This window comes from Nocardia ninae NBRC 108245 (assembly GCF_007990755.1).
Lineage (GTDB): Bacteria > Actinomycetota > Actinomycetes > Mycobacteriales > Mycobacteriaceae > Nocardia > Nocardia ninae.
Map to the genome: position 1 here is coordinate 134,801 of NZ_BJXA01000012.1, position 25,370 is coordinate 160,170.

Genomic DNA, 25,370 nt, shown 5'->3' on the forward strand with positions numbered 1-25,370 from the left:
CGCGAGAAAAGGTGTCGATGCTCGGGAAAATCGCCAGCACAGCGGTGCTGTCCGTCGTATTGCTCGTCCCCTTCGAAACCCCGGCCGCGTCCGCGCTACCGCCCTCGGGCCGGTGCGATAACGGTGACTTCCGCTGGACCGCGGTGGACGGCGCGATCGACATGACCCCGCACGTGCTCACCTTCACCTCCGTCGGCGTGCTCCGCGACTGCACGGGCGGCCCCGAGGGCATCGCCGGCGGCACCTTCACCGGCACCCACATCGCCACCGCCGACTGCCTGCGCCCGGCCGACGGCCCGATCACCGTCGACGTCCTCTGGTCCAACGGCGCGACGAGCAGGCTGTCGGGACCGTGGCCGGTGACCATGCAACAGCCGACGATCGGAACGCTGGACGTCGTCGACGGCCTCGGGCAGGGGAGTCGCGTCCGGATCACCGCCCACTACGAGATGATGACCCCGGCGATGATCGGCGACTGCCTCGGACCCGGTGTGCGCACCGGGGTCGGACGGCTCAGCGCCACTACCGCTCTGTGAGCGCCCGTTCGGCGACCTCGAGCACGCCGGCCAGCCACGGCGTGTACGCGTCCGGGTCGTCGGCCATCGCGTCGCGCAGCGCCTCCGGCTGGATCCAGGCGTAGTCGGCGACCTCGTCCGGATTCGGGTGCGGCGAACCGGCACTGAGCAGCCCGACCAGCACGTGGTCCCATTCGAACTCGACGCGCCCGGTCGTCGCGTCCTCGGCGTGGTAGCGGTACACACCGACCTCGGCGAGGGTCGTGGCGAGCCCCATCTCCTCGGCGAGGCGGACCGCGGCCGCCGCCGCGACGGGCTCGCCGGGCGCGGGATGGCCGCAGCAGGTGTTGGCCCACTGCGACGGGAAGCGTGTTTTCACCGCGGCCCGCTGCTGCAACAGCACGCGTCCGGTGTCGTCGAACAGCAGCACCGAGAACGCTCGATGCAGCTGTCCGGGCGCCTGGTGGGCCTGCGACACCGGGCACGTGCCGATCGCGTGTCCGGCGTCGTCGACGAGTTCGACGGGCAGGGCCTCGCGGTCGGTGATCGGGTGCTCCAGTGTCTCGGTCACCTCCCCACCTTATCGGCGGCGATCAGCGGGTAGCTGCGGCAACCCTCCTGGTCCACGGTCCGGAACGGTCGCTCGGCACCCCGCGCCAGCTCGGCTTTCGGGCGCTGCGCGCGGTGCGGGACGGTGGTTGCGGTGAGGTCGGTCACGTGCTCGAGAACGGTCATGTCGGATACACCCTCTCTCAAAGCGGGCAGTGTCTGTTTTCCGGCGATCCACGCAGCGGTCGGCAGGCGAGACCGACCGGACCTCGACAAAGGTCGATACTTATTCGGCGTCTGTTACTTCTGCACAAAACGACACGGGCGAGAAACCCGCGGAACCCGGCGAAATGGTCTACGCGACAGCATGTTCGGAGCTGGCACCGATGGTAGGACGGGTGGCGGGTCGCGTGCAGCGAAACGACGAGATGCCGGAGCGGATGGTTACGACATGCCGCCGATCGAATAGCCGGGGCATAACTTTCGGCCCGGAATCGCAGAACAGCGGACAGCTCGCTGCCGGATAGCTATTTTGCGTGGCGGCACCGCCATGGGCTGCTCGACGGTGACCCGAAATTCCGCGGACCGGTCATTCCGCCGCTTATTCGAGTTCGTTCGCGGCGTCGGAAATCTGTGCGGAATCGGGCGCTGACCCCGGCCAACGTGCATGGATCGTGTCACAGCGGACACATAATGGACACACGGTGTGGGAAGCTCTTCCAAACACATCGGCGTACTTGCCGGGGGCCGGTGGGCTATCCCCTCGGTCGGGTACGCGAATGATGAGGGTCAACGTTCTAGGGTAGGGCCAGGAGCGATCTTGAAGTTCAGTGCGAAGGATTTGGTCGGATCGGCGCAGCGGTTGATGGCAACCGCGCAGAACGGCCTGGAGGTCATCCGTTTCGGCGGGTTGACCCATGACGTCGAGTCGTCCCCGTTCGAGGTGGTCGAGAGAAGGCGGATGTACCGGCTGCGGCACTACTTCCCCGACGACCCCACCCAGGGCCGTCCGGTCGCGCTGCTCGTGCCGCCGCTCATGGTGAACGCCGACATCTGGGACGTGAACGTCGAGGACGGCGCCGTCGGCATCCTGCAGCGCGGCGGAATCGATTGCTGGGTCGTCGATTTCGGCTCACCCGCCAGCGAAGAGGGCGGCTGGGAGCGTGACCTCGCCGACCATGTCCTAGCGGTCAGCAGCGCGATCGACGCGGTGACCGAGGCGACCGGCAGCGCCGTGCACCTGATGGGTTATTCGCAGGGCGGCATGTTCGCCTACCAGGTCGCCGCCTACCGGTTCGGCAAGGGCGTGCAGAGCATCGTGACGTTCGGCAGCCCGGTCGACGTGGTCGCGGGCATGCCGTTCGGCCTGCCCTACGGGATGGTGTCCGAGGTCGCCGACTTCCTGGCCGATCACGTGGTCACCCGGCTGCCGATCACCGATTCCATGGTGCGCATCGGCTTTCAGCTGCTCGACCCGATGAAGACCGCCAAGGCCAGGTTCGACTTCCTGCGGCAGCTGCACGACCGGGAGGCGTTGCTGCCCAAGGAGCGTCAGCGCCGGTTCCTCAACAGTGACGGCTGGGTCGGCTACGCGGGTCCGGCCGCCGCGGATCTGCTCAAGCAGTTCGTCGCGCACAACCGATTGATGCTGGGCGGCTTCGTGATTCGCGATCAGCCGGTCTCCCTCGCCGAGCTGAAGTGCCCGATCCTTGCGTTCGTCGGCGAGGTCGACGACATCGGCCAGCCCGCCGCGGTGCGCGGCATCGTGCGGGCCGCGCCGAACGCGGAGGTGTACGAGGCGACCCTGGTCGCCGGGCATTTCGGCCTGGTGGCGGGCAGCACGGCGACCAACCACACCTGGCCGCTGGTGCGCCAGTGGGTCGACTGGCTCGACCGAGACAAGCCGCTGCCGCCGGAGATCCACCCGATGGCCGAGCACGTCGACAGCAACCGGCCGCGGTCGGCGGCCACCCGAGTGGTGCACACCGCGGCGACGCTGGCCGAGGCGGGCGCTGGCGTCGGCAAGGCGTTGGAAGGCATTGCCAGCAACACCGTTCGCGGTTCGGTCGAGCTGGCCGGTGAGGCGGCGCGGGCGTTGCCGCGACTGACCCGGCTCGGCATGATTCAGCCGCACACGCGAATTTCGCTGGGCCGGTTGATCGCCGAACAGGGCAGGCGCGCTCCACTGAAGGACCTGTTCCTGTTCGAGGATCGGGTGCACACCAACGCGGCGGTCAATGTCCGCATCGACAATGTGGTGCGCGGGCTCATCTCGGTCGGCATCCGGCCCGCGATGCGCGTCGGCGTGATCATGGAGACCCGGCCGAGCGCGCTGGCCACGGTCGCCGCGCTGTCCCGGCTCGGCGCGGTGGCGGTGCTGCTCGCCCCGGGCAGCGAGCTCGCCCGCGCGCTGGAGATCACCGGCGTCGACACGGTCGTCACGGATCCGGAGAACCTGCGGCACGCCTCGACCGTCGGCGCGCGGGTGCTGGTGCTCGGCGGCGGCGACACCCGCCGGCTCGATATTCCGTTGAGCGATCAGGTGATCGACCTCGAGCAGATCGATCCGGCGCAGGTGAAACTGCCTGCCTGGTACCGGCCCGATCCCGGCCTGGCGCGCGAGCTGGCGTTCGTGCTCGTCACCGGCACCGGTGACCGGCTGGAAACCAAATACATCACCAACCACCGCTGGGCGCTGTCCGCCTTCGGTACCGCCACCACCGCCGACCTGAACCGCAGGGATACGGTGTATTGCCTTGCGCCGCTGCATCATTCGTCCGGCCTGCTGGTGAGTCTCGGCGGCGCGATCGCGGGCGGCAGCCGGATCGCGCTGGCGCGTTCGCTGGATCCGGCGCAGTTCGCCGAGGAGGTGCACCGCTACGGGGTCACCGTGGTCACCTACACCTGGACGATGCTGCGCGACATCCTCGACGCCGAGGTGTTCCCGGTCGGGCACCGGCACCCGATCCGGCTGTTCATCGGCTCCGGCATGCCCGCAGGGCTGTGGCGGCGCACCACCGAGCAGTTCGATCCGGCCAGGGTGCTGGAGTTCTACGCCTCCATCGAGGGCGACGTGGTGCTGGCCAACGTGAAGGGCGTCAAGCGCGGCTGCAAGGGCAGGCCGGTGCCGGGCACCGCCAGGGTGGAGCTGGTCGGCTACGACCCGATCACCGAGCAGATCCTGGTCGACGACTCGGGTTACGCCCGGCGTTGCGCGGACAACGAGGTCGGGCTGCTGCTCGGCAAGGCGTCCGACGGAGTGGACATCTCGGCGGGCGGGTTGCGCGGGGTGTTCGCGCCGGGCGACTCGTGGATGCCGACGGAGAACTTGTTCCGCCGCGACAGCGACGGCGACTACTGGCTGATCGACCGCAAGGACACCGTGATCCGCACACCGCGTGGACCGGTGTTCGGGCAGCCGATCGTCGATGTTCTCAACGACATCACCGCGGTCGACATGGAAGTCGCCTACGGCTTGGAAGTCGGTGAGCACTGCATTGCCGTCGCCGCGATCAGCGTGCGCAAGGGTTTCCGGTTGGAGCCCAAGGACGTGACCGAGGCGCTGCGCGCGCTCGACCCGGCCCAGCGGCCCGATCTGGTCTACGTGGTGGAGGAGATTCCGCGCAGCTCCTCCTACCGGCCGTCCACCCGGGCGGTGCAGGCGGCGGGTCGTCCGCAGCCGGGCCCCGATACCTGGTGGTACAACCGGGCCTCCGACGCCTACGAAATTCTCACCGAGGACGACGCGCCCACCGTCCTCGGCGACAGCTGAGACGACGAATCCAGTTGTCGAGCCGCCGCATTCACCGGGTGCGGCGGCTCGACCCGGTCGCGCGCGCCGAGCGCCCGCGCCGTAGCATCCAGCGCTGACGTTGCTGTCCGATTTTCAGGGGTCCTTGGTGCGTACGAGCCTTATCTACCGCAACGCCACCGTGTACGAGCTGCTTATCCGCGCGCTGTACGGCCGGCACTACACGGCGCGGTACCGCGCGATCGAGGCGCTGGTGCCCGACGGCGCCAGTGTGGTCGATTTGTGCTGCGGGCCGGCGACTTTGTACACCCGCTATCTGCGCGACAAGTCCGTCGATTACACGGGACTGGATCGCAACGACAAGTTCGTCGCCCAGCTCACCGAGGCGGGCGGGCGCGGCATGGTCTGGAACCTGAACTCCGACACCCCGCTGCCCGAGGCCGACTACCTGGTGATGCAGGCCAGCCTCTACCACTTCCTGCCCGAGCCCGCGCCGGTGCTCGATCGGATGCTGAAGGCCGCTCGCAAACAGGTGATCATCGCCGAACCGGTGCGCAATATCGCCAGCAGCGACAACCGGGTGCTCGCCGCGATCGGCCAGCGGTTCACCAACGCGGGGGACGGCGCACAGGCGCACCGGTTCACCGAGGAGACGCTGGACGAGTTGTTCCGCGGGTACGAGTCGCGGGTGGTGCGGCAGTCGTTGATCGCGGGCGGCCGAGAAAAGTTGTACGTACTCGACGCCTGACCCTCAGACGGTGAAGTCGGTGACCGCTTCCACGACACGAGCGATCTGCTCGTCGGTCAGATCCGGCCACAACGGCAGGCGCACAACGGTTCCCGAGAACTCGGCGCTGCGCACGCACGGATGCGGCGTACGGCCCAGCTTCAACCCGGCCGGGCTGGAATCCAGCGGCACATAGTGGAACGGCGCCACGATGTTGCGCGCCCGCAGGTGCGCGATCAGGTCGTCGCGGCGTTCCTCGGTGGGCGTGCGCAGGTAGTACAGGTGCGCGGTGTGCTCGCGGTCGGCGGGCACCGTCATCAGTCGAACGTCGTTGCGGGCGGCCCATTCCGGCAGTCCGGCGGCGTAGGCGTCCCACACCCGGTGCCGACCGGCCTGGATCGTGTCGAACTCGTCGAGTTGCGCGTCGAGCACCGCCGCGTTCAACTCGCTGGGCAGGTAGCTGGAGCCGATGTCCTGCCAGGAGTACTTGTCCACCGCGCCGCGCAGGAAGCGGGCCCGGTCGGTGCCCTTCTCCCGGATGATCTCCGCGCGCGCCATCAGGATCTCGTCGGTGAGCAGCAGCGCGCCGCCCTCGCCGCAGTGCACGTTCTTGGTGTCGTGGAAGCTGAGCGTGCCGAGGCTGCCCAGGGTGCCGAGCGGGCGTCCGCGCCATCGGCCGCCGAGGCCGTGCGCATTGTCCTCCACGATGGCGAAGCCGTGCGTATTGGCCAGGGCCAGTAGCTGTTCCATGTCGGCGGCGACGCCACCGTAGTGGATGACCACCACGGCTTTGGTCCGTGACGTGACGGCGGCCGCGACCGACTCGGGGTCCAGGTTGCCGGTGTCGAGATCGATGTCGGCGAAGACGCAGGTAGCCCCGCGCAACGCCATGGCGGTCGCGGTGGAGGTGAACGCGAAGCTGGGGACGATCACCTCGTCGTCGGGGCCCAGTTCCAGCAGCAGGCCCGCCATCTCCAGGGCGGAGGTGCACGAGGTGGTCAGCAGTGCGTGCGGTGCGCCGGTGATCATCTTCAGCTTCGCGGTGGCCGCCGCGGTGAACGGTCCGTCGCCGTGGCTGTGGTCGGAGCCGAGCACGGCGCCGAGGTTGGCCAGTTCGCGCGGCGACCGGAACGGACGGCTGAAGATGATGCGGTCAGTGCTCAACCCGGTCGTTCCCCTTGGTCGTGGTGGTCAGTTCCCGGTCTTGCACCGGGCCCGCCGCTGCCATCGGGCGCGGCGTCGGTGAATCGACGGTCAGATAAAGCGGCTTACCCACGAGGATATGCAACGCCACCCCGAGGTATTCGGCGATCAGACCGAGTGAGAACAAGATAGCCCCGGCCACCAGCAGCAGCACCACGATCATCGAGGCCCAGCCTTCGGGCGCCCAATTGTCGGTGGTGAGCGCCTCGTACACGATGACGCCCGCCATCACGACGCCGCAGAGCGCCAGCGTCACACCCAGCAGGCTGACCAGGCGCAGGCCGCGAGTTCCGCTGCACAGCACCATCTTCCAGAACAGCGAGAACAGGCGGCGGTAGTTGTAGCCGGAGTCCTCGCGGCCCTCGGCGCGCAGCACCACCGGCACCTGCGCGACCGAACCCACCACCCAGGTCAGCGCGACGTCGAGATACACGCCGTTGGAGGCGACGTCGGCGAGCTGACGCCCGATGGCGCCGCGGATCAGCCGGTAGCTCTCGAAGCGGGTGGAGTCGGGGAACGCGAACACCGTCGCGAGCACCAGCTTCGCGCCGCGCGAGGTGAGGTTGCGCAGGAAGCCGTGTGGGCGGGTGTTGCTCGGCTTGGAGTAGACCAGCTCGGCGCGCTCGGTCAGCGCGGCGTCGAGGAAGCTGCCGATGAACCGGGGATCGTGCTGGCCGTCCTCGTCCATGGTGACGATCCAGTCGCCGCCCGCCGCCGACATGCCCGCGATCGTCGCGGCGTCCTGGCCGAAGTTGCGGCTCAACCAGATGGTGCGCACCTCGGGGTAGGTCCGCTCGAGTTCCTGCAACACCACATCGGAGCGGTCCGGGCCGCGGTCGTGCACCAGGATGATCTCGTCGATCTGGAAGGTGGCGCCGCCCGGCGTCTCGGTGGGGCGGGTGAACTCGTGCAGTTCGGCGACGAGCCCGCCGATGGTGTCCTCGCCACGATAGATCGGCACGACCACAGACACGGCATGCGGCCGGGCCGGCCCGCCGTTCGAGGTGACCGCGGCGGGGCGGGGCGTGCGGGTGGAGGGAATCGGCATCAGCTGGATCGACTTTCGATGACGGTGCGTGCCGGTACCCCCCGCTGGACAGCAGGGCCCGAGCCGCCCAGAACTCTAGCATGGTGCGGGTTTCGGATTCCGGGTCGGCGCATCCCCCCATCATCGACGCGTCGGCGGCCGGATGCCAAGCGCCACACTGCTGTGTAGGGTTTGGAACTCGTGACGGATAGTGCAGTGTCGAGGGTGACGCGACCGGGGTCCGCCGAGGTCACGAGGGGTGACTCGAGCGAGGTCGCCGAGGCGTCGCCTGCCGGGGCCGCCCGTCCGGATGCGCCCGAGGGGGACCGCGCGGCCCGCCGGGACGTCTACCGCTGGGGACTCGTCACCGCCGTCGGCGTGGTGTTCGGCTACCTCGCGGTGCTGCTCGCCAACGCCAGGCACTTCTACACCGACGACACCGAGTCGCAGTACACCGGATTGTGGGTCGGCCTCGGCGACGCCCTGCGCGACGGCACCTTCCCGGTGCTGGTGCCCGAGCGGTGGATGTCGGGCAACAACACGATGGACGACGCGGGCCTGTTCAACCCGCCGCAGCTGCTGATCGATCTGATCGCGCCGTCCGTCGACAACATGGCGCTGTACGCCACCGTCGTCAAACTGATCTTCGCGATCATCGCCGCACTGGGCGTCTACCGGATCTGCCTCGCCTACGGTGGCCGGCCCGCGTGGTCGGCGGTGGCCGGTGTCGCGTTCCCGCTGTCCGGGTTCTTCCTGTTCTTCGACGAGGCCAGCTGGATGACCGCGCTCACCGGCACCGCGTGGCTGGTGCACGCGTGGGCGTCGTCGGTGCGCTACACACGCGGTCAGGGCGGGCCGATCCCGGTCTTCGTCTTCCTCTATCTGACGATCTCCACCCAGTACATCTTCCCGGCGGTCGAGGCGGCGTTGATGCTGCTCGCGGTCGCGGTGGGTGAGCTTGTCTACCAACGTAAATGGTGGCCGGTCGCGCGGCTGGCGGTGGTCGGGGCCTGTGCCGGGCTCGCGGGGCTGCTGACCTTCCTGCCGAGCATGCTGTCGGCGAAGGTGACCTGGCGCGGCACCATGGAGATCAACAATGACCAGTTCCTCACCGTGCCGTGGTCGGAATCGCTGAATGCCAGCCTGCCGAGCTCGCTGCCCGCGTTCACCTCCTGGTGGGGGTATGTGCAGCCGATGCCGGTGACCTACATCGCCTGGTTCCTGATTCCGGCGCTCGCCTTCATCGATTGGGGCCGGGCCAAGGACAGCTGGCGGGAACTGTCGGGTGTCGCGTTCTTCGCGACGATGATGCTGATGTGGGCGGCCGGGCCGGGTTCGATCGGTCCGCTGCGCTGGCCGGTGCGGGTGCTGCCGATGCTGGCCATCGGGCTGCTGGTGCTGGTGTGCGTGTTGCTCGGGCGCTACGGCACGACCAGGGACCTGAAGAATCGCGGTATCGCCGCGGGGGTGCTGGTGCTGCTGCTGTGGGTTCGGTCGTTCTCCGCCGATCCGCATGATGTGGTCTGGCATGTACTGGCGGCCGCGGCGATCGTCGCGCTCGGTGTCGCGGTGTTGTGGGTGGACCGGATCAAGGGGATTGCGGCGGCCTGTGTGCTGGTGATCGTGGCGATGTTCCCGATCGCGTTCTTCCAGGTGCAGGCCGCGCAGCCGACGCCGATGACGTGGAACCTGCCGACCAACCGCTCCGAGGCCAAGGCGGCGTTCCCGGATTTCCCGGGCACCACGCTGCAACTCGCCGAACGCGGACTGCTGCAACCGGGGGACAACAGTCTCGAAGGCGCGTACGGTTCGCTGGTTTTCGGCAACTACGCCAAGTCATTGGAGCTGTCTTACGTCAATGGCTACACCCCGACCGGGCACTTCTACTTCGGGGAGTTGCTGTGCATGCGGTGGGACAGCAGCGTCTGCCCGGACGCGTTCCGGCGCATGTTCGCCCCCGAACCGAGCACCGGGCGCACCCTGGCCGATCTGATGAAGCTGGATCGGGTGGTGCTGCAACGCGCCCTGTTCCCGGACGCGCGCAATCAGCCCGCGCCGGACGGCTGGAAGTGGGTCGACTACCCGGGCCACGAGAAGTACATCTCGGTGCTGGAACGGGCGGACGGGCCGATCTCCACGGTGAACGGTCGAGTCGCGGACGCCAAGAACGTGACCGCGACGTCGATCTCGGAGACCGACACCACCAGCCGGGTGCGGGTCAGCTCGCCGAACGGCGGGCGGGTGGTGTTCGCCCGGCTCGGCTGGCCCGGCTACCGCGTCACCATCGACGGCAAGCAGGTGCCGATCACCACGGTGGCGAAATCCTTTGTCGCCGTTGACGTTCCCGCTGGTACACAGAACGCCGAGTTGGTGCTGACCTGGCGTCCGCCCGGCTGGAAGATCGGCATCGCCGCGCTGGCGGCCGGAGTCGTGGGCACCGGCGTGCTGCAATGGCTGTACGTGCGGTCGCGGCGGCGTGCCAAGGCGCAGCCCGCCGCCGGGTAGGGTCTGGGACTCGTGGTGGAAAGCAACGCCCTCGCGCGGCGGGACGTGTACAAGTGGGGCTGCATAACCGCGCTCGGTGTGCTGGCCGGATATGTGGCCGTGCTGCTGGCCAACGCCCGGCACTTCTACACCGACGACACCGAGTCGCAGTACGCCCCGCTGTGGGTGATGCTCGGAAATCGCCTGCGGGACGGGAAGTTCCCGGCGATGATCCCCGAGCACTGGATGGCGGGTAACTACACCATCGAAGAGGCGGGTCTGCTGAATCCGCCGCAGCTGCTGATCGATCTGATCGCGCCGTCGGTGGACAACGTCGCGCTGTATGCCACCGTCGTCAAGCTGATCTTCGCGATCGTCCTCGGGCTCGGGGTGTACCGGATCTGCCTGGAATACGGGGCGTCCGCGCCGTGGGCCGCCGTGGCAGGCATCTCGATTCCGTTCACCGGCTGGCTGCTGTTCTTCGACGAAGCCAGTTGGTACACCGCGTTCGTCGGGACCGCGTGGCTGGCGCACGCGTGGGCCTCCGGTGTCCGTTATGCGCGCGGGCGTAGCGGGCCGATCCCGACCTTTATTTTCCTGTACCTGGCGATCTCGGTGCAGTACATCTTTCCGGCGGTCGAGGCCGGGCTGATGATCGGCGCGGTGGCCGTTGGAGAGGTTGTCTACCAACGCAAGTGGGCGCCGTCGCTGCGGTTGCTCGCCGCGGCCGCCGGTGCGGCGCTGGCCGGTCTGGCGACCTATCTGCCGAGCATGCTGTCGGCGAAGGTGACCTGGCGCGGCACCGCGCAGATCAACAACGACCAGTTCCTGACCGTGCCGTGGTCGGAGTCGCTCAACGCGAGTCTGCCGAGCACGTTGCCTGCCTACAACTCCTGGTGGGGTTATGTGCAGCCGATGCCGGTCGTCTACATCGCTTGGTTCCTGATTCCGGCGTTGGCGTTCATCGATTGGCGTAAGGCGCGGGAGAACTGGCGGGAATTCACCGCGATCGCGCTGTTCGCGATCATGGCGCTGATGTGGACCGCCGGGCCGGGGACCATCGGCCCGCTGCGCTGGCCCGCGCGGGTGCTGCCGATGGTGGCACTCGGGCTGCTGGTGCTGGTCTGCGTGCTGCTGGGTCGGTACGCGACCTTCGACGGCTGGCGGCGGCGCGGGATCGCCGCCGGGGTGCTGATCGGATTGTTGTTCGTGCGCTCGTTCTCCGCGGCGCCCCGCGAGCTGGGTTGGCATGTACTGGCGGCACTTTCGGTGGCTGCGCTCGGTGCCGCGGTGGTGTGGCTCGGCCGGACCCGGGGGATGGTCGCGGCTTGCGTGCTCACGCTGGTCGCGGTTTCCCCGATCGCCTACATCCAGGTGCGAGCCGTGCAGCCGACGCCGATGAGCTGGAACCTGCCGGAGAAGCGCTCGGACATGAAGGCCGCCTTCCCCGACTTCCCCGGCACCACACTGCAACTCGCCGACCGCGGTCCCATCCCGCCCGCCGAGAAGAACTTGCAGGGCGCCTACGGGTCGCTCGTCTTCGGCAACTACGCCAAGGATCTCGAGCTGACCTACGTCAGCGGCTACACCCCCAACGGACACTTCTGGTTCGGCGAGATGCTGTGCATGCTCTGGGACACCAGCGTGTGCCCCGACGCCTACCGCCGGGCCTTCGCGGTCGAACCGACCACCGGGCAGACCATTGTCGACCTGATGAAGGTCGACCGAGTGGTGTTGCAGCGCAGGCTCTACCCCGATGCCCGCAACCAGCCTGCCCCCGGCGGCTGGAAATGGGTCGACTACCCCGGGCACGAACAAACCATCTCCGTGCTGGAACGAGTGGACGGATTGATCTCCACCCGCAACGGTCGCATCGCCGCCACCACAGGCAGCACGGCGACCGCTGTGTCGGAATCGGATACGACCAGCCAGGTCCGGGTGAATTCCGAGAACGGCGGCCAAGTCGTCTTCGCCCGCCTCGGCTGGCCCGGGTACCGCGCCACCCTGAACGGTCACGAGATCCCCACCCGGCTCGTCGCGAAAACGTTTGTCGCGGTGGATATCCCGGCCGGGACGAAGAACGGTGACCTGGAATTGAGCTGGCAGCCGCCCGGTTGGCAGATCGGTGCGGCGGCCGCGTTGCTCGGGCTGCTCGGTGTCGGTGTGTTGCAGTGGGTGTTTGTGCGGAACAGGCGTCGGGATGACGGGGTGGATGCGTCGGCTGACGCCGATCCGGGGGAGCCCACCGCGCCAGAGGCTGATCTGGTGGACGTGAAGAGCTGACGGCGCAGTTGGACCCGGTGGACGTGGAGTGTTGACGTCGCAGCTTCATCGTTGACGCCTCGTGGGCTCGAATGGTTGATGCCGGGCGAATGCACTGCTTCGGGGCGAAATTCGGCGGGCGCGGTGCGTCGACACCGGCTGCGGAATGGCCGGTGCGAGCAGATTCTGGGGCGCGTTGGGTGCGCCCGTCGATCGCCCGAAGGGGCGGGGCGATAGAGTGCCTGGCGCGACTGGAGGTGGGCACCTGATGGAATTCAACGATGAGCGAAGTGAGGTGTCCGCGGGCGCCGACGGGGTCGCGCCGACGGCGACTCGCGGCGGTCGTTCGTTGGACGACTGCGACGGGCAGAGCGGGCGTGCTGTGCTGAGCAGCGACCCGATTGCCGTCGATCTCAGCACCGCCGAGCAGGCGAAACCTGGGCCGCTGCTGCGTTTGGTGCAGCGGCAGGAGGTGGCGTTCGCGGCGGTCGGCGGGTTCAATACCGCGTTGGGCATCGGACTGACCGTGGTCTGGCTTGCGGTGCTCGGCGACAACGTGCCGCCGTCTGTCGCGGTGGCGGCCGCCTACGCCGTCAGCATCGTCATCGCGTTCGTGCTGCATCGCACCCTGGTATTCCGGGTGCGCGGCCACCTGCTGCGCGATTTCCTACGGTTCGTCGCGGTCAATTCCGGTGGCCTGCTGCTGAATATGGCGCTGCTCGAGCTCGCCGTCTCGGTCTGGCACTTCCCCGACAAGCCCGCCGCCGTCGTGGTGATGGGCCTGGTCGCCATCGCCAGCTACTTCGGCCATCGCCACATCTCGTTCCGCCGCCGACCGCAGGTCGAAGCAGACCACGCCGTCGGGTAGGTTTTCGGTCATGCCGGAGCACACCTTGGACGCCACCCTGCTGAGCCTGCTCGCCTGCCCCCAGGACAAGGGCCCGCTACTGCTGGTCCGCGCCCCCGAGGGCCCCGTCCTCTACAACCCCCGCCTACGCCGCGCCTACCCCATCGACAACGGCATCCCCGTGCTGCTCATCGACGAGGCCCGCGACGCCACCGACGCCGAACACGCCGACTTCATCGAACAGCCAGTAGAAGCCTGACCCCTAGCAGGACATAACGGCGACCCACCAGCCGCCCCATTTCCGCCAAGCGCGGACATCCAGGGTGGAGCGTCCTCGAGCGGGACATGAGGCCAGGCCCGCTCGGCGTTTCTCGCCACTCTGCCCCGTTCAGTGCACCAGCAAGGTTGAGGTGTTGCCGAATGGGACGGCCGTTACCCGGCGCTTCCCGCCTGACGTCTCGTGTACAGCCGAACATTCGGCCAGAGCGCTGTTGAGCGGCTGTACCGACAGGACCGCTCGATGGTTTGCCGCTAGGTCTCATTCGCGCCCTCTGTCGGCGGTCGAGCGCGACGGCCGCCAGCGCTACCCCCTAGTCGCCGCAGCAGGTTTCGTCCGCGGCACAGCGAGCCACGCCGCCAGCGCAGGCCGGAGACAACTGCCGAGCGGGACGTGAGGGCGGCCTCCTTCGGCGTTTCTTGCCACCATGTCCCGCCCGGCGCATGCGGAGTTGTCTGGCGGGGCATGGTGGCGGGCGTACTCGACGTTTGCCGCCTTCGTGTCCCGTTTGGCGCAGACGTCCGGGGTGGGCGTTGGCGCGCGGGACATGGTGGCGGATCCACTCGACGTTGTCGCCACCCTGTCCAGGTCAGGCTGGGTCCGGCTGTTCCGTTGGGGGCGTCGTTATTTCGCCGGTGAGGTAGCGCTGGAGGGTGGGGGCTACGGCGGTGATGAGGTCTTCGGCGGGGGAGGAGGCCATGGGTTCGATGGCGACGATTTTGCGGGCCATCAGGACGCCGATCATTTGGGAGCCGACCAGGGCTACTCGTAGGCGGCCGTCGTCGTGGGGGGTGGCGATGCGTTGGCGGACGCGTTCCAGGACGACCTCGAGGATGAACGAGCGTGCCAGCGAGACGTCTCCGCCGGCGATGATGCTGCGGACCATCGCGACGATGCCGGGCCCGGCGGGGGAGTCCCAGACGCCGAGTACCGAGCGCAGGATGGTTTCGCCGAGTTGGTCGAGTGGGGCGGCGTCGACGGCGGACAGGGTGAGTTCGGGGCTGACCGGTAACTGCACGACCGCGCCGAACAGTTCCTGTTTGGTGCCGAAGTAGTGGTGCACCAAGGCGGGATCGACTCCCGCGTCGGAGGCGACGGCGCGGATGGAGGTCTTGTCGAAGCCAGCCTCCGAGAACCGCGCCCGCGCCGCCGCCAGGATCGCCTCGCGCGCGCCGGACTGTCCTGGCCTGCGTCCGGAGCGGGCGGGACGATCCTCGCCGGGTGATCCGTTGGTCGCCGTCACGGGGTGCGCCGCCGTAGCGTCGCCGCGCCCAGGCACAGTGCCACAATCGCGAATCCGGCGACGACGGCCAGGTCGCGCCACATCGCGCCGGTGGCATTCGGATGCACCGAAACCTGTTGCAGCGCATCGACGGCGTAGCTCAACGGCAGCACGTTGCTGATGGCCTCCAACCAACCGGGCAGCTCGCCGCGTGGAACGAGCAAGCCGCACAGGAAGATCTGCGGCGCCACCACCACCGGCATGAACTGCACCGCTTGAAACTCGGTGCGCGCGAACGCACTTGCCAGCAGACCGAGCGCGACGCCGCACACCGCGTCGATCACCGCGATCAACACCACCCAGCCGGGGTTACCGGCCGAGTCGAGCCCGAGCAGGCCGAACGACACCAGGCAGGCGACCACCGCCTGCGCCGCCGCGGCCAACGAGAAGGCGGTGCCGTAACCGCCGAGCAGGTCGAGTTTCGCCAGTGGCGTGGTGAGCAACCGCTCCAGCGTGCCCGAGGTGCGTTCGCGCTGCATGGCGATGGCGGTGATCAGGAACATCACGATGAACGGCAGGATGCCGAGCATGCTGATGCCGACGCGGTCGAACAGCGATACCGGGTTCAGCGGGTTGGTCGGGGTGTCCCGATAGATGAAGTACAGCAACGTCATCAGCAGCGCGGGGACCACCAGGATCATCGCGACGGTGCGGTGGTCGTTGCGCAGCTGGCGAAGAATGCGGATGGTCGTCGCGAGATAGGTGCGAAGGGTAGGCGTCCGCCGAGTCGCGGGCGCGAGTGTGCTGGTCATGGTTCCTGCCTGGTGTTCGACGATGCGTTGCGGTCGCGGGACGGGTCGGCGCTCATGCCGCGCGCCCCGTGGTGATCAGCGTGAGGAAGGCCCGCTCGAGGTTCTCCTCACCGGTTTCGGCGCGCAGTTCGTCGGGGCTGAGCTGGGCGAGGAGATGACCGTCGCGCATCAGCAGCAGCCGGTCGCAGTGCTCGGCCTCGTCCATCACATGGCTGGACACCACCAAAGTGGTGCCACCGGCGGCCAATTCGTGGAACTGCTTCCAAAGATCCACGCGCAGAACGGGATCGAGGCCAACCGTCGGCTCGTCGAGGACCAAGAGCTCGGGTTGTGCGACCAGTGCACAGGCCAGCGAGGCACGGGTCTTCTGTCCACCGGACAGTTCATCGCCGCGTTGAGGTGCGTGCTCGGTGAGCCCGACGGCATTGATCGCCTCGTCGACGGCGCTGCGCTCACGCCCGTAGAGCGCGGCGAAATACGCCACGTTCTCGTGCACGCTGAGGTCGGAGTAGATGCTCGGCGCCTGCGTGACATAGCCGATGCGCCGCCTGAGCTCCGCCGCCCCCGCCGGACGGCCCAGCGCCGAGATCTCTCCAGAGTGCACGATCTGGGTGCCGACGATGCTCCGCATCAGCGTCGTCTTCCCACACCCCGACGGACCGAGCAATCCGGTGATCGACCCGCGCGGAATCGTCAACGAGACATCGTGCAGAACTTCCCGCCCGCCGCGCCGCACCGTCAGGTTCCGGACCTCGACGGCGGTTGATGAGGTGGGTTGCGACATGGTCGCCTCAATTCATCGAGTGTTGAATTCACTGTGTGATGAATTTAGCGCGAGCGCGCGGCGAGGGCAAGACCTGCGTGTTCGGTTGCGGTATGCCCAGCGCCGATGGCTTCGATGAATACCCGATCGTGCGGGCACTGGCGCGGGCCGCAGGGCGGCAGGCGTGTGGGCCCGCCGACTGCCTGGCGCTGGTGTCTGGCGCGGGCGCTAGCGAGTGTGCCGTGTAGCTCGTGAATGATCCGGCTGATCCGCTCAATGCCCGTGCCGCGGCGGTTCACCCACCGATCCACCCGCCTCGACCACCACGAATTGGCCCATCATCCCCTGATCCTCATGCCACAGCAGATGGCAGTGATACATGTACGGCGTGTCCGGATCGGCGGGACCGTCGAAGCGCATAGCCAACCGGACGGTGCTGTTCGGCGGGATGAAAACGGTGTCCTTCGGGCCGGTGAGTTCGGCGGGCGGCGGGCCGTCGTTTCGGCCGAGTACGCGGAACTGCACGTCGTGAATGTGGAAGTTGTGCGGCATGCCATCGTTGTTGTGCACGATCCACGTCTCGGCCGTGCCCCGGGTGACGGCCAGGTCGATGCGGTCCATGGCCATCGGCTTGCCGTTGATCCCCGCCATATTGATGTCGAAGCGGCGTTCCTGGACCGAGTCCGAACCGTCCGGGGTCGACGGGCGAGCAAGGGCCGCAGGCAATTCCGGTGACGGGCGCAGTGCGCCGGCGGCGCGAAGCTCGAGAATGTCGAAAGTGTCGTCACCGCCGGCGAAACGCTGGGTCCAGAAGCTCAGCCCGGCGTCGAGTTTGTTGCTGCGCAACATTGTTCGTTCACCGGGTCGGACGCGTACCACGATCTCGGCCCGCTCGCCCGGTGAAAGCTGCAAACGATCAAGCGCCAGCGGGCTTTCCAGCAATCCACCATCGGTCGCGATGAGCGAGAACTGACGCTCGTCGTCGAATCCGAAGGTGTAGACCCGCGCCGTGGACGCATTCAGCAGGCGCAGCCGGATCAGCTCGTCGCCGACCTCGCGGTACGGCGTCAGCGTCCCGTTGACCATCGTCTGATCGCCGAGAAACCCGACGTCACGGAACATCGCATGCGACATATCGAGCTCGGCCCGACGGAATTTCACATCCTGCACAATGACCGGCAGGTCGTCGACGCCGTAATTGCTTGGTAGCGGCAGACTTTCGGATACCTCGTCGTCGAGCAAGAACATCCCCGCGAGCCCACGCCGCACATGCTTTTCGGTCTCGCCGTGCGGATGCGGGTGATACCAGAGCGTGGCGGCGGGTTGATCGATGGTCCACTGCGGTGTCCACGTCGCACCTGCCTGCACCATCTGATGCGGCCCACCATCCATCGCCGCGGGCAGATGCATGCCGTGCCAGTGCACCGTCGACGCCTCGGGTAGCTGGTTACGAACGGTGACCGCGACCTGCTCGCCACGCCGGGCCCGCAGCGTCGGCCCGAGGTAGTCGCCGTTGAAGCCCCAAGTCTCCGTCGCCTGCCCTGGCCGGAATTCCGTAACCCCCGTTCGCATTTCGAGGTCGAATTCGCGCGTGCCATCCGGCCGTATCGTCGACGGCGCCAACGGCGGAATCGCGAGCGCGTTGCCGAATTCCGCGCGGCCGACAGTGTTCACCACCGCGTTGACGTACACCACGCGGACGCAGCCACCGATCGCAAGCCCGAGCAGCGCGACGAGCCCGGCGAGAATGAGGAACAACCGCCGCCACCTGCGCGGCCGGGAAACCGAAACCATCTCCTGACGGTAGGAATCGAGCCCATCCCGTCACATCCGGAAGCGTCCCTATTTCGACCCTTGACTTCCGCCCCGCCGCACCAGGGTCACGCGCCGCTGAGTTCGGCGGCCGCCTCGTGTCCGGCCGCGGCGGTGCGCCGCAGAAAGTCCGCGATCAGTTCGAGCTCGGACTCGGTGTATCGCTCGCACAGCTCGTCCATCCGACCGTTCATGCCCGAAAGCACCTGGTAGAGCTCGGTGTTGCGCTCACGGGTGGCCCGAATGGTGACCGCGCGGCGGTCGGTCGCGGCCGGGTCGCGTTCGCGGGTGATCCAGCCGCCGCGCTGCAGACGGTCGAGCACGCCGGTCATCGTCGCGGGATGCAGCCCGGCGAGCTTGGCCAGCGCGCTTGCGCTGAGCGGCCCGTGCCGATCGACCAGTTCGAGGCAGGTCCAATCGACGTCCTTGAGTTCGACCTTGCCGCCGAACTGCCTGTTGAGCAGCGACAGCTGGGTGTTCAGGTCGCGCAGCGACTCCTTGACCGCGTTGGCCGAGCGCCGACGACGGCGAGCGTCCACCATTGTTACCTCTTTCATATTGTATGTAACTCATATTAGTTGATATGGTCCTCATATGATACGGCGCTCGGACGAATGGGCGTCGCACCCGATCTCCCGAGAAGGATCACCATGCGCATCACCGTTTTCGGAGCCAATGGACCCACCGGCCGCCTGCTCACCGATCAGGCACTTGCCGCAGGTCATGAGGTCGTCGCGGTCACGCGCCGGCCGGAAGGGTTCCCGATCGACCACGACCGGCTGACCGTCTTCGGTGGCGATGTGCGGGAAGCGGACTCGGTACGCATCGCCGTCGCGGGCGCCGACGCGGTGCTCTCCACGCTAGGTGTGCCGTACGGCAAGGAGCCGATCGACACCTACTCGGTCGGCGTCGCCAATATCCTCGCCGCCATGCGCCACAACGACATTCGACGCATCGCGGTGGTGTCCTCGAGCGCCGTGGATCCGCAGCCGTTCACCGACGCCGGCTTCCTGTTCAATCGCGTGCTGCAGCCCTACATCGCGCGGGTTATGGGCAAGACTTTGTACGACGACATGCGCCGGATGGAATCCCTGCTCGCCGCAACCGATCTCGACTGGACCATCGTGCGTTCGGGCGGGTTGTACGAACTGCCCGCCGTCACCGACTATCTGCTGGTCGAGGGCCACGCCGACAAGCGCTACACCGCCCGCGTCGACTTGGCGGCCGCCATGCTCCGACTGCTCGATGACGACAAGTTCGTGCGGAAGATCGTCAGCGTGGCGACGACAGCGGACAACCCCAGCCTGCTCCAATTGATCCGCACCGAGGCGCTGGGAAAGAGCTGACGGCTAGTGTGACTCGGGTCACAACAACTATCTGTCACGTCGGCACGGGGTTGTTTGTCCCATGGTCGTCACCAACCCGGGTGACCCGATCATTGGAGCAACCCCATGAACACCGAACACCGGATCGTCATTCTCGGCGCCGGCTACACGGGCCTGTTGACCGCCGTGACGCTGGCCCGTCGCACCCGCGCGCTGAATGTGCAGATCACGCTGGTCAACCCGTCGGCGCGGTTCACCGAACGCCTCCGCATGCACCAGATCGCCGCCGGCCAGGAGCTGCCCGACCACCGCATCACCGACATCCTCGCCGGCACCGGCGTCGAATTCGTCCAGGGCTGGGCCACTTCCATCGATCCGACCGCCCAACAGGTCATGGTCGACGACACGATGACGCTGCCCTACGACGAATTGGTCTACGCCCTAGGCAGCAATACCGACACCAGCATCGTCCCCGGCGCCGCCGACCACGCCTGGACCCTCAACGATCCGAAAACCGCACACCGCTTCGCAGAACTTCTGAATGTCGTTGCAGCCCAAGGCGGCACAGTCGCGGTCTGCGGCGCAGGCTTGACCGGCATCGAGGCCGCGGCCGAAATCGCCGCCGACCATCCGGGATTGCGCGTCACGCTGATCAGCAACGCCGAACCCGGCGCCATGATGGGCGACAGGGCCCGCGCCTACCTGCACCGTGCACTGGACCGCCTCGGCGTCACCCGTGAAATCGGCCAGGCCGTCACCAAGGTGCTGCCCGACGCCGTCGAATTGGCCGACGGCACACTGCTTCCCGCCGATCTGACGCTGTGGACCACCGGCGTCCGCGTCTCACCACTGGCAGCCCAGGCCGGCATCGACACCGACGCGCGCGGCCTCATCGTGGTCGACAAGACCCTGCGCTCGGTCTCGCATCCGAACATCCACGCCATCGGCGACGCCGCCTCGATCCGCTTGCCCTGGGGGCAGATTCACGGCACCTGCCAGAGCGGCATGCCGACGGCCGCCTACACCGCCGCGGCAATCGCCAGGCAGCTGCGCGGCAAGCAGCCGAAACCGTTCTGCTTCGGCTACTTTCACCAGCCGGTCAGCCTCGGCCGTCGTGACGGCGTCATCCAGTTCACCCGCTCGGACGACACCCCCGGACGGTTCTACCTGACCGGACGCCTGGCGGCCGCCTACAAGGAGTCGGTCAGCGCCAGCCCACTGCCGATGTTCCGGCTCAGCAGGCGAATGAATGCCCCGGTCAAGCTGAGGGCAGGCCGCCAGGCCCTCACCCAGGACCGGGTGGTGCTTGGCAAACCCGAACATGATTGAGGAGCATGACCCGATGGTGAATCCGACGCCCGCGCAAGATCCGTTTCTCGAACACCGGCGACTCCTGTTCGCCACCGCGTATCGGATGCTGGGCACCGTCACCGACGCGGAGGACATCCTCCAGGACACCTGGCTCAAATGGCACGACACCGATCAGGCGACGGTGCGGCACCCCAAGTCCTACCTGGTCCGCACCGTCACCAACCTGGCGCTGAACCGACTCACCTCCGCCCGGGCCACCCGCGAAAGCTACGTCGGCCCCTGGCTCCCCGAGCCGCTACTCACCACACCGAACATCGCCGAGGAGACCGAATTGGTCGACACCGTCTCCACCGCGATGCTGGTGGTGCTGGAAACCCTGAGCCCGATCGAGCGCGCGGTCCTGGTGCTGCGTGAGGTGTTCGGCTACACCCATGCCGAGATCGCCGACACCCTCGACCGGCCCGAACCGACCATCCGCCAGATCGCGCACCGGGCGCGCGCGCACGTGCAGGCCCGCCGCCCGCGCTTCGACACCGACAAGGATCAGCGCGATCACATCACCGCGCGGTTCATGGCGGCCTGTTCCGGCGGTGACCTCAACGCCCTGATGGATCTACTCGCCCCGGACGTGACCTGCTGGTCGGACGGTGGCGGTGTGGTGACCGCGGCCCGACGCCCGCTGCACGGCCCGGATCATGTGGCCCGCTGGACCCTCGGCGTGTTCGCCAAGCCGATCGTCGCGGGTTACGAGCTCGAGCCCACCTACCTCAACGGTGAACTCGGCGCAGTGGCGCGGATCGGTGGGCACCCGGTCGCCGCCTTCACCTACGACATAGTCGATGGCCGCATCCAGAACCTGCGGCTCCAGGTGAATCCGGGCAAGCTCAAAGGCCTTTCGCTCGGTCCCGACCTCGTCGGTTGACCCGGCGCGCCCGCACCGAGGTCGGCGGTTGTCGTCGGTGATCGTTCTAGGCTCCTGCGGTGACCAACCAGAGCGCAGAGCTATCCGCCGAAGGCGGCCAGCTGCGGGCTTCGACACTGGAGCTCTTCTTCGATCTCGTCTTCGTTTTCACGATCACCCAGCTGACCCACGTCTTCACCCACCATCCGGGCTGGCAGGCCCTGGGCCAGGTGGCGCTGCTGTTCGGCCTCATCTGGTGGATGTACAGCGGGTATGTGTGGCTCACCAACGAGGTGGCACCGAACAGCTCGACTCGGCGAACCTGGTTGCTGATCGGGATGTTCTCCTTCTTCGTGCTCGCACTGGCCATTCCGGATGCGTTCCACGGCACCGGGCTCGCCTTCGGCTTCGGCTACGTCCTGGTGACCGCCGTGCACACCGCGCTGTTCGCCTCCGGCGGCGGTGCGTCCGCCGCGCGGGCCATCAAGCACATCGCGCCGTTCAACTTCCTGGCCGCGGGGTTGGTGCTGGCCGGCGGGTTTCTGCACGGTTGGCCGCAATACGCCTGTTGGGGCCTGGGGTTCGCGGTTCAGGTCGCCAGCCCCTACCTGATCGATACCGGTGATTTCGTCATCCGGGCGAGCCATTTCTGCGAGCGGCACGGCTTGGTCGTGATCGTCGCGATCGGTGAGTCCATCGTCGCGATCGGCGCCGGACTGGCCGGGGTGAAAATCACGCCGCAGCTGATCGTCACCGTGTCGCTCGCGCTGTGTCTTGCTTACGTGCTGTGGTGGGCATACTTCGGCTTCGACGACGAACGCGGCGAGCACGCGCTGGCCGCGACACCTGATCGGGAGCGCTCCCGGCCCGCGGTCCTTGCCTACGGTTACGCGTTGTATCCGCTGCTCATCGGCATCACCGTGACCTCGGCGGGCCTGCAGATGAGCATCGGGCACGGCAACGAATCCGTCAGCCTGGCCGCCGCGGCTGCGCTGTCCGGTGGTGTCGCCCTGTATTTCCTCGGGCAGTTCTTCTTCCGCCTGGCCTTGAAGTTGCCGCGGCCGTGGATCCGGTTGATCGCGGCCGCCGCCGTCGCGGCGACAACGCCGATCGGCGTCGTGTGGGTGTCGTGGGCGCAGCTGGCGACGCTGGTCGCGGTCGGCTATCTCGCGGTGATCGCCGACGACCTGATCACCTTGCGGAGTGGGCAGCACAGCTCCTACCTGTAGCTCACCGGGACGGCGCGGTGGCTGACCGAAAGCTGTCGGTGCCGTCTTGGACAATGGTGGTCGTGTGTGCCGATGAGCTGAACGTCGATCCGCCCGCCGCCGCCCGCCGTGTCCTGGGCGCCACTCTCTGGTCCGGATCGGTTGGGGTCCGGATCGTCGAAGTCGAGGCCTATGGGGGTGATCCGGCCGGACCGTGGCCGGACCCGGCGTCGCATTCCGGGCGCGGGCGGACCAAGCGCAACACGGTGATGTTCGGTCCGGCGGGGGTGCTGTACGTGTACCTGAGCTACGGCATGCACATGTGCATCAACGTGACCAGCGGTCCGGACGGGTCGGCGAGCGCGGTGCTGATCAGGTCGGGTGAGGTGGTCGCCGGGCTCGAGGAGGCCCGCGCTCGGCGGCTGCCCGCGCGGACCGATGCCGATTTGGCGAAGGGGCCGGGCAATCTCGGCAGCGCGCTGGGCATCACTCTGAACGACTACGGAACTCCGCTGTTCGAACCGTCCTCGCCGATTCGGCTGGAACTCGTCGATGCCCTCGACGAGGAAATCGCCAGCGGTCCCCGGGTCGGCGTGAGCACTGCCGCGGATCTGCCGTGGCGGTTCTGGCTACCGTCCTCGCCCGCGGTCTCCACCTACCGGCGCAGTCCCCGAGCGCCGCGTGCCGAGGCGTCCTGAGGTTTTGCCAGGCGCGTAATTCGCTCGACCAGCGGCGGGTACAGCCGACACACTGAGGCGCACTCGAGCCACCAATTACCCGTGCGGAAAGATGGGACAGCGTGAGCGGCGACATCATCGACGAATTGACCTGGCGCGGACTGATCGCGCAATCCACCGACCTGGACGCGCTGCGTGCGGCCCTGGACGCGGGACGGTTGACCGTCTATGCCGGTTTCGATCCCACCGGGCCCAGCCTGCACGCCGGACATCTGGTGCCGTTGCTCGCGCTGAAGCGGTTCCAGCGCGCGGGCAACCGGCCGATCGTGCTGGCCGGCGGCGCCACCGGACTCATCGGCGACCCGCGCGACGTCGGCGAGCGCACCATGAACTCCACCGACACCGTGCAGGAGTGGGCCACCCGGATCCGTTCGCAGCTGGAACGGTTCGTCGACCTGGACGATTCGCCGACGGGCGCGGTGCTCGCGAACAACATGGAGTGGACCGGGCAGCTGTCCACCATCGACTTCCTGCGCGACATCGGCAAGCACTTCTCGGTGAACGTCATGCTGGCCCGCGACACCATCAAACGGCGCCTGGACGGTGAGGGCATCTCCTACACCGAGTTCAGCTACATGCTGCTGCAGGCGAACGACTACTTGCAGCTGCGTCGCAACTACGACTGCACATTGCAGGTCGGCGGCTCCGACCAGTGGGGCAACATCATCGCCGGCGTCGAACTGAACCGCCGCGTCGACGGTGCCGCGGTGCACGCGCTCACCGTTCCGCTGGTGACCTCGGCCGACGGCAAGAAGTTCGGCAAGTCGACCGGCGGCGGCAGCCTGTGGCTCGATCCCGAGATGACCAGCCCGTACGCCTGGTACCAGTACTTCGTGAACACCGCCGACGCCGATGTGCTGCGGTACCTGCGCTGGTTCACCTTCCTCTCGCGCGAAGAACTGGCCGAACTCGAAGTCGCCACGGCCGAGCGCCCGCATGCGCGGGAAGCGCAGCGCAAGCTGGCGGCGGAGATGACCACGCTGGTGCACGGCGAGGCGAACACCCGCGCGGTGCAGCTGGCCAGTCAGGCGCTGTTCGGTCGCGGCGAACTGCGCGAACTGGATGAGCCGACCTTGGGTGCCGCATTGCGCGAAGCCGCGGTGGCCGAGCTGGCGGCGGGGGAGCCGAGCACGATCGTCGATCTGCTCGTCGCCACCGGGTTGAGCGAAAGTCGCGGCGCCGCCCGGCGTGCGGTGAACGAAGGCGGGGCATCGGTGAACAACGAGCGCGTCTCCGACCTCGAGTGGACCCCCTCCGACAGCGACTACCTGCACGGACGGTGGCTGGTGCTGCGGCGCGGAAAGAAGAACCTCGCCGGCGTACTGCGGGCAGGTGCATGAAGATCGCGGTGGCTTGAGTCACATCCGTGTGATTCAAGCCCGCGTTCGGCCCGAGTCTGCGGCTCTGACCTGGGGAAACACCGGCGCGAACAGCGGATTTGACTCTGCGTTATCCGCCGCGTAACTTTATCCAAGTCAGAGCGACACGGACACCGACCCGGAGCCGAGAAGCCCAGCGGAAACGCTGAGCGGATGGACCGGGAAACGAGGTAGTACGGGGTGCGCCTGGCCATCAGCAAGACGTCTAGGGCGATCACGCGGACTTGACTCCGTGCGAGAAGCCGTTTAGGCTGGAAC

The 25,370-nt window shown here is 67.6% G+C and carries 23 protein-coding genes; 14 read left to right on the top strand and 9 right to left on the bottom strand.

Annotated features, from left to right (window positions below):
- The first annotated feature begins 17 nt into the window (after positions 1-17).
- Entirely contained in the window at positions 18-536 is a 519-nt protein-coding gene (locus NN4_RS12155; RefSeq protein WP_147130018.1) for a hypothetical protein, read from the top strand.
- On the opposite strand, the gene idi is transcribed toward NN4_RS12155, so the two are convergent.
- Both idi and NN4_RS44895 read right to left on the bottom strand, forming a co-directional pair.
- Positions 523-1,086, bottom strand: a complete 564-nt coding sequence (idi, locus tag NN4_RS12160; RefSeq protein WP_222595026.1) for an isopentenyl-diphosphate Delta-isomerase — start codon at positions 1,084-1,086, stop codon at positions 523-525. The genes NN4_RS12155 and idi overlap by 14 nt on opposite strands.
- Positions 1,083-1,250: a hypothetical protein gene (locus NN4_RS44895; RefSeq protein WP_186818376.1), complete on the bottom strand. Its 168-nt coding sequence runs from the start codon at positions 1,248-1,250 to the stop codon at positions 1,083-1,085. The genes idi and NN4_RS44895 overlap by 4 nt, the downstream gene beginning before the upstream one ends.
- A gap of 634 nt (positions 1,251-1,884) precedes the next feature.
- Between NN4_RS44895 and NN4_RS12165 the strand changes: the two genes are divergently transcribed.
- Positions 1,885-4,836: an acyl-CoA synthetase gene (locus NN4_RS12165; RefSeq protein WP_147130019.1), complete on the top strand. Its 2,952-nt coding sequence runs from the start codon at positions 1,885-1,887 to the stop codon at positions 4,834-4,836.
- A gap of 127 nt (positions 4,837-4,963) precedes the next feature.
- A complete protein-coding gene (locus NN4_RS12170) occupies positions 4,964-5,563 on the top strand; it encodes a class I SAM-dependent methyltransferase (RefSeq protein WP_147130020.1) in 600 nt (199 codons plus the stop codon).
- 3 nt (positions 5,564-5,566) lie between these two features.
- On the opposite strand, the gene rffA is transcribed toward NN4_RS12170, so the two are convergent.
- Complete coding sequence (gene rffA, locus NN4_RS12175; RefSeq protein WP_147130021.1) at positions 5,567-6,706, bottom strand: dTDP-4-amino-4,6-dideoxygalactose transaminase; 1,140 nt, start codon at positions 6,704-6,706, stop codon at positions 5,567-5,569.
- Positions 6,696-7,793, bottom strand: coding sequence for a glycosyltransferase (locus NN4_RS12180; RefSeq protein WP_147130022.1), 1,098 nt, complete (start codon positions 7,791-7,793; stop codon positions 6,696-6,698). Before NN4_RS12180 ends, rffA begins: the two co-directional genes overlap by 11 nt.
- 357 nt (positions 7,794-8,150) lie before the next feature.
- Between NN4_RS12180 and NN4_RS12185 the strand changes: the two genes are divergently transcribed.
- The 4 genes from NN4_RS12185 (at position 8,151) to NN4_RS12200 (ending at position 13,624) form a co-directional block, all read left to right on the top strand.
- On the top strand, positions 8,151-10,277 hold the full coding sequence (locus tag NN4_RS12185; protein WP_147130045.1) for a YfhO family protein: 2,127 nt from the start codon (positions 8,151-8,153) through the stop codon (positions 10,275-10,277).
- A 15-nt stretch (positions 10,278-10,292) separates the two neighbouring features.
- Positions 10,293-12,539 carry a hypothetical protein gene (locus tag NN4_RS12190; protein ID WP_246180835.1) on the top strand — a complete coding sequence of 749 codons (2,247 nt, stop codon included), beginning with the start codon at positions 10,293-10,295 and terminating at the stop codon, positions 12,537-12,539.
- Between the two features lie 247 nt (positions 12,540-12,786).
- A complete protein-coding gene (locus NN4_RS12195; RefSeq protein ID WP_147130023.1) occupies positions 12,787-13,386 on the top strand; it encodes a GtrA family protein in 600 nt (199 codons plus the stop codon).
- A gap of 10 nt (positions 13,387-13,396) precedes the next feature.
- Positions 13,397-13,624 (top strand): Trm112 family protein, encoded by a 228-nt coding sequence (locus NN4_RS12200; protein WP_107655393.1) that lies wholly within the window; start codon positions 13,397-13,399, stop codon positions 13,622-13,624.
- A gap of 607 nt (positions 13,625-14,231) precedes the next feature.
- Here the strand turns inward: NN4_RS12200 and NN4_RS12205 are convergent.
- The 3 genes from NN4_RS12205 to NN4_RS12215 are packed head-to-tail and all read right to left on the bottom strand — an operon-like array spanning position 14,232 to position 16,460.
- A complete protein-coding gene (locus NN4_RS12205) occupies positions 14,232-14,885 on the bottom strand; it encodes a TetR/AcrR family transcriptional regulator (RefSeq protein ID WP_147130024.1) in 654 nt (217 codons plus the stop codon).
- Positions 14,882-15,676 carry an ABC transporter permease gene (locus tag NN4_RS12210; RefSeq protein WP_147130025.1) on the bottom strand — a complete coding sequence of 265 codons (795 nt, stop codon included), beginning with the start codon at positions 15,674-15,676 and terminating at the stop codon, positions 14,882-14,884. The genes NN4_RS12205 and NN4_RS12210 overlap by 4 nt, the downstream gene beginning before the upstream one ends.
- 52 nt (positions 15,677-15,728) lie before the next feature.
- Positions 15,729-16,460: an ABC transporter ATP-binding protein gene (locus NN4_RS12215; protein ID WP_147130026.1), complete on the bottom strand. Its 732-nt coding sequence runs from the start codon at positions 16,458-16,460 to the stop codon at positions 15,729-15,731.
- A 38-nt stretch (positions 16,461-16,498) separates the two neighbouring features.
- On the opposite strand from NN4_RS12215, the gene NN4_RS12220 reads away from it, so the two are divergent.
- The gene (locus tag NN4_RS12220; RefSeq protein WP_147130027.1) at positions 16,499-16,687 is read left to right on the top strand and encodes a hypothetical protein; all 189 of its coding nucleotides are present in this window, start codon (positions 16,499-16,501) and stop codon (positions 16,685-16,687) included.
- Positions 16,688-16,712: 25 nt separating this feature from the next.
- Here NN4_RS12220 and NN4_RS12225 read toward each other — a convergent pair whose 3' ends face one another.
- The gene (locus NN4_RS12225) at positions 16,713-18,233 is read right to left on the bottom strand and encodes a multicopper oxidase family protein (RefSeq protein ID WP_147130028.1); all 1,521 of its coding nucleotides are present in this window, start codon (positions 18,231-18,233) and stop codon (positions 16,713-16,715) included.
- Between the two features lie 86 nt (positions 18,234-18,319).
- Complete coding sequence (locus NN4_RS12230) at positions 18,320-18,793, bottom strand: MarR family winged helix-turn-helix transcriptional regulator (protein ID WP_147130029.1); 474 nt, start codon at positions 18,791-18,793, stop codon at positions 18,320-18,322.
- A 108-nt stretch (positions 18,794-18,901) separates the two neighbouring features.
- Between NN4_RS12230 and NN4_RS12235 the strand changes: the two genes are divergently transcribed.
- The 6 genes from NN4_RS12235 (at position 18,902) to tyrS (ending at position 25,073) form a co-directional block, all read left to right on the top strand.
- Positions 18,902-19,597 carry an NAD(P)-dependent oxidoreductase gene (locus tag NN4_RS12235; RefSeq protein WP_147130030.1) on the top strand — a complete coding sequence of 232 codons (696 nt, stop codon included), beginning with the start codon at positions 18,902-18,904 and terminating at the stop codon, positions 19,595-19,597.
- 105 nt (positions 19,598-19,702) lie between these two features.
- On the top strand, positions 19,703-20,905 hold the full coding sequence (locus NN4_RS12240) for an NAD(P)/FAD-dependent oxidoreductase (RefSeq protein ID WP_147130031.1): 1,203 nt from the start codon (positions 19,703-19,705) through the stop codon (positions 20,903-20,905).
- Positions 20,906-20,918: 13 nt separating this feature from the next.
- Positions 20,919-21,809: an RNA polymerase sigma-70 factor gene (locus NN4_RS12245; RefSeq protein ID WP_147130032.1), complete on the top strand. Its 891-nt coding sequence runs from the start codon at positions 20,919-20,921 to the stop codon at positions 21,807-21,809.
- Positions 21,810-21,868: 59 nt separating this feature from the next.
- Positions 21,869-23,017 carry a low temperature requirement protein A gene (locus tag NN4_RS12250; RefSeq protein ID WP_147130033.1) on the top strand — a complete coding sequence of 383 codons (1,149 nt, stop codon included), beginning with the start codon at positions 21,869-21,871 and terminating at the stop codon, positions 23,015-23,017.
- Between the two features lie 53 nt (positions 23,018-23,070).
- Positions 23,071-23,694: a DNA-3-methyladenine glycosylase gene (locus NN4_RS12255; protein ID WP_147130047.1), complete on the top strand. Its 624-nt coding sequence runs from the start codon at positions 23,071-23,073 to the stop codon at positions 23,692-23,694.
- A 101-nt stretch (positions 23,695-23,795) separates the two neighbouring features.
- Positions 23,796-25,073, top strand: a complete 1,278-nt coding sequence (tyrS, locus tag NN4_RS12260; RefSeq protein ID WP_147130034.1) for a tyrosine--tRNA ligase — start codon at positions 23,796-23,798, stop codon at positions 25,071-25,073.
- Positions 25,074-25,370: the final 297 nt, after the last annotated feature.